This is a genomic window from Streptomyces sp. KLMMK (genome assembly GCF_036961605.1).
Classification (GTDB): domain Bacteria; phylum Actinomycetota; class Actinomycetes; order Streptomycetales; family Streptomycetaceae; genus Streptomyces; species Streptomyces telluris.
Window position 1 is genome coordinate 1 of sequence record NZ_JBAMDC010000486.1, and the last position, 4,320, is coordinate 4,320.

A 4,320-nucleotide genomic window follows, 5' to 3' on the forward strand; every position below is an offset into this window, starting at 1 on the left:
CGGCTCCGGGGGTCCTGCCGCTCCGGACCGGAGGGCCGTGCCGGCCGCCCCGGCTGCCGCGGTACCTCCGCCTGCCTGCGGGGGTCGCTCTGCCTGCGGGGGTCGCTCTTGCGCCACTTCTGCGGTTTCTCCAGGAGTTCCGGAAGGAGTCCCGCCGAATGGAGATCCGGTGGTTTCGGAATCCTCGGCAGAGGGACCCTGGCCGCCCGGCCGGGCACGGGACCGTCGGCGAGCCGCTCCGCGCGCGAAGGCGGGGGCAGTTCGGGCGGCGGCTCCGCTCCGGGCGGCGGCGTGAATTCGGAACGCCCGGGCACCCCGCGCGAACGGGGCGCCCCATATCCCTTCGGCAGCGAGGGAAGCCCGCTCGGTGGAACGGCGACGGGATCCGGGGGCCGCGGCGGATCGGGGGGCTCCGCTCTCGGCGCCCTCACCGTCCTCTGCGTCCTTTTCGGCCGTTCGCCGCCGGCTTCCGCCCTCACCACCGCCGATGCGGAGGTGAAGCGCTCGTCCAGGCTGCTGTCGTCCCCGGCGGCGGAGCCGATATCCGGTGCATTCTTGTCGTACAACTCGCCCCACCAGGCGTCCTCTTGGCCGGTGCGCGGGTCCCCCTGCTGGCTCATGCCCTTATTGTCCATACTCTTGGGCATACGGGAAGAGTGCACGGCAGACCTCACCCGGGGATGATGACCGAGTCGAAAAGCGGTCGCGGGGAGGGATGTCGTGTGCTCGGTGCCATTGGACTGGAAGGGCCTGCCGCAGTCCGGGAGATGGGCCGTTGCGGGGGGACGGAAAAGGAACGGCTGCAGCCCGCGGGACACAGCGGTGTGGAACTGGTGACGGGCGCACGCTGTGTTGACGAACGGCTGCTGCGCATACGCCGCGGCGCCTGCGTGGAGATATGCGCACTGCTGACGGGAAGGCCCTGGCGGACGGCCGGCCGGGCCGCACCGGACGGCTCGGGCGGCCCGGAGGGACCGTTCGGCCCGGACGGATCGGGCGGCTCTGACAGCTCGGGAAGCGCGGACGGCTCGGCCGTTTCATCGGACACAGCGTCCGGCATACCCCACCGCACCGTCGTCGAACGCGCCGGCCTCGCCGCGCTGCCGGATTCCGGGGATCCGGCCCTGATGCGCGTCGCGGAGCGCATTCCCGCCGAACTGGTGATCGCCGACCGCGCAGTTGCCCTGCTTCCGCTCACCCCTCGCACGGCCGGGCTCGCCGCGCTTCCCGAACTGCCCGAGCCGGCGGCCCTGGTCGTCCACCCCGGCCCGCTGCTCGCGTCGCTGGTGAACTTGTTCGAGGACATCTGGAACGAGGCCCTCCCCCTCCGGGTCTGTGCGGACGCGGCCCGGCGTGCCGCCGACGGCGCCGCGGCGGGGCCCGACGCGCTCGACCTGGCGGTGCTCTCGCTGCTGATGGACGGCCTGACCGACGCGAGCGTCGCCAAGCAGCTCGGGCTCGGGCTGCGCACGGTGCAGCGCCGGGTGAAGCGGCTGATGGAGCTGGCCGGGGTGACCACCCGGCTCCAGCTGGGCTGGCACGCCGCCGCGCACGGCTGGACCGCACGCCGCTGACGCGGACCCTGGTCAGCATCCCCGCAGGTGGGAGGCCGTGGTCGGGTATCGGCCACCGTGGCCGTAATGGTCCGGGGGCGCCGCCGCCCGGCTTCCGGCAGCCTTGGTTCATGGGGACGTGGCAGCTGGTCCTGGTCGGCCTCGTGATGCTGCTCGGCCTGCTCGGCGTCGTCACCCCCGGAGTGCCGGGGCCGCCGATCGTGTGGGCCGGCGTGCTGTGGTGGTCGATGACCGACCGGACCGCCCTCGCCTGGGCCGTGCTGGCGGGGGCGACGGGGGTGCTGCTGCTGGAGCGGGCCGTCGGCTGGCTGCTGCCGCCCCGCCGCCTCCGGGGCGCGGGCATCACGCGCCGCACCTTCCTGGTGGCGGGGGTCTGCGGCATCGCCGGCTTCTTCGTGATCCCGGTGCTGGGCGCGGTCCCGGGGTTCGTCGCCGGGCTCTACGGCGTGGAGCGCAGGCGTCTGGGCGGGCACGGCGCGGCGTGGGCGTCCACCCGGAACGTGATGCGGGCGCTGGGCACGAGCGTCCTCGTGGAGCTGTTCGCGTGCCTGCTCGTGGTGGGGATGTGGATCGGCGCGGTCACCGCCGGATGAGCCGGGGGCGGGCCCGGCGGCCCGGGCGGGACCCGGGCCGGGCCCCGGCTCACCGTCCCGCCGTGCCTCCGATGCCTCCGGCGCCTCCGGTGCCTTCGAGGGCGAGCAGGGCGCGCTTGCGGTCCAGGCCGCCCGCGTAGCCGGTGAGCGAGCCGTCCGCGCCGATCACCCGGTGGCAGGGGCGCAGCACGAGCAGCGGGTTGGCGCCGACGGCCCCGCCGACCGCGCGGACCGCGGCGCGGGAGGCGCCGATGCGGGCGGCGAGCTCGCCGTAGGTGGTGGTGGCGCCGTAGGGGATGGCGTCCAGGGCGTCCCAGACGCGGCGGCGGAACTCCGTGCCCTCCGCGGCGAATTCGAGGCGGAAGTCCCGGGACTCGCCCGCGAAGTAGGCGGTGAGCTGCCGCTCGGCCTCGGCGAAGGCGGCGGTGTCGCGCCGCCAGTCCGGCGCCACGGCGGGGGCGTTCTTCTGGCCTGGTACGGACAGGGAGGCGATGGCGGTCCCGCCGGGGGCGCCGGCGGAGGGGCGGCCGGTGACGAGGAGCGGGCCGAGGGGGCTGGTGATCTCGCTGTAGAGGGTGGTCATGCTCGGGAGTCCTTGCGAGTCGGGGCGGCCGGGGCCGCGAGGTGCCAGAGGTGGTGGAGGGCGTAGCTGCGCCAGGGGCGCCAGGCGTCGGCGGCGCCGGGGTCCGCGCCGAGCGCGGCGAGGCCGTGGCGGACGCCGGCGTCGTCGCCGAGGAGGACGTCGGGGTCGCCGAGGGCCCGCATCCGGATGTATCCGGTGGTCCAGGGGCCGATGCCGGGGAGGCCGAGGAGGGCCCGGGCCGCTTCTTCGCGGTCCGCGCCGGGGTCGAGGCGGACGGTGCCGTCGGCGAGGGCCGTGGCCGTGGCGCGCAGGGCGCGCTTGCGGGCGTCGGGCATGCCGAGCTCGTCGAGGGCGGCGTCGGCGAGGGTGGCGGGCTCGGGGAAGAGGTGCGTGAGGCCGCCGTCGGGGACGGGCAGTGGCTTGCCGTAGGCGGCGACGAGGCGCTCGCCGAGGCGGGCCGCGGCGGCCACGGTCACCTGCTGCCCGAGCACGGCGCGCACGGCCAGTTCCTCGCCGTCGGCCGCGCCGGGCGAGCGCAGGCCGGGCCGGGCCTCGACGAGCGGGCGCAGCAGGGGGTCGGCGCCGAGCCGCTCGGCGACGGCGTAGGGGTCGGCATCGAGGTCGAACAGGCGGCGTACGCGCTGGACGGCGGTGGCCAGGTCGCGGGGGTCGGTGAGGTGGATCCGGCAGTCGAGCCAAGCACCGTGCCGGCTGTCCCCGGGGCGGGGTTCACAGACCTCGGCGATGCCGGTGCCGTAGGGCAGCCGCAGGGTGCGGCGGTAGAGGCGGGCGCCCTCGGTACCGAGGACCTCCTCGACGCCGGGGACGGCACGCCGCTGCAGGAAGCCGAAGATCTCGGGGGCGGCGTACGGGCCGCGGTGGGCCAGCCGCAGCGGGATGCCGGCGCCGGCGGGCCGGCGGCTCCTGCAGCCGCGCAGGCCGCTGGGGGTGGCGGCGTAGATCTCGCGGATGGTGTCGTTGAACTGGCGCACGCTCGCGAAGCCCGCGGCGAAGGCGATCCCGGTGACCGGCATGTCGGTGGTCTGCAGCAGGACGCGGGCGGTGTGGGCGCGCTGCGCGCGGGCGAGGGCGATGGGGCCGGCGCCGAGCTCCTGGGTGAGCTGGCGCTGCACCTGCCGGGCGCTGTAGCCTAGGCGGGAGGCGAGGCCCGCGACGCCGTCGCGGTCGACGACGCCGTCGCCGATCAGGCGCATGGCGCGGCCGACGAGGTCGGCGCGGACGTTCCACTCGGCGGAGCCGGGGGCGGTGTCGGGGCGGCAGCGGCGGCAGGCGCGGAACCCGGCGCCCTGCGCGGCGGCGGCCGAGGGGTAGAAGCGGGCGTTCCGGCGCTTGGGGGTCACGGCGGGGCAGCTGGGACGGCAGTAGATGCCGGTGGTCTGCACGGCGAGGAAGAACTCGCCGTCGAAGCGGGCGTCCCTGCTGTGTACCGCCTGGTAGCGGGCCTCGTCGTCCATGCGTCCAGTCTGCGGCACGGGGCCGCGTGCGACTGGCGGAAATCGGACGGGGCCTTCGGGCCTCCGGGGCGCGCTGTACGGACCGTGGGCGAGGC

4 protein-coding genes are annotated in these 4,320 nt (G+C 76.0%); 2 read left to right on the forward strand and 2 right to left on the reverse strand.

Features of this window, described 5'->3' with window-relative positions; translation table 11 throughout:
• Positions 1 to 824: 824 nt before the first annotated feature.
• Complete coding sequence (locus V7793_RS34140; protein ID WP_336013574.1) at positions 825 to 1,574, forward strand: helix-turn-helix transcriptional regulator; 750 nt, start codon at positions 825 to 827, stop codon at positions 1,572 to 1,574.
• A 110-nt stretch (positions 1,575 to 1,684) separates the two neighbouring features.
• Positions 1,685 to 2,167: a DUF456 domain-containing protein gene (locus tag V7793_RS34145; protein ID WP_336013576.1), complete on the forward strand. Its 483-nt coding sequence runs from the start codon at positions 1,685 to 1,687 to the stop codon at positions 2,165 to 2,167.
• A gap of 49 nt (positions 2,168 to 2,216) precedes the next feature.
• Here V7793_RS34145 and V7793_RS34150 read toward each other — a convergent pair whose 3' ends face one another.
• Positions 2,217 to 2,750 (reverse strand): methylated-DNA--[protein]-cysteine S-methyltransferase, encoded by a 534-nt coding sequence (locus V7793_RS34150; RefSeq protein ID WP_336013577.1) that lies wholly within the window; start codon positions 2,748 to 2,750, stop codon positions 2,217 to 2,219.
• Entirely contained in the window at positions 2,747 to 4,225 is a 1,479-nt protein-coding gene (locus V7793_RS34155; protein ID WP_336013578.1) for a DNA-3-methyladenine glycosylase 2 family protein, read from the reverse strand. The genes V7793_RS34150 and V7793_RS34155 overlap by 4 nt, the downstream gene beginning before the upstream one ends.
• Positions 4,226 to 4,320 lie beyond the last annotated feature (95 nt).

Excerpts from the sequence above, each read along its gene's own strand:
- V7793_RS34150 (WP_336013577.1), bottom strand. The coding sequence starts at position 2,750 with ATGACCACCCTCTACAGCGAGATCACCAGCCCCCTCGGCCCGCTCCTC.
- V7793_RS34155 (WP_336013578.1), bottom strand. The coding sequence starts at position 4,225 with ATGGACGACGAGGCCCGCTACCAGGCGGTACACAGCAGGGACGCCCGC.
- V7793_RS34145 (WP_336013576.1), top strand. The coding sequence starts at position 1,685 with ATGGGGACGTGGCAGCTGGTCCTGGTCGGCCTCGTGATGCTGCTCGGC.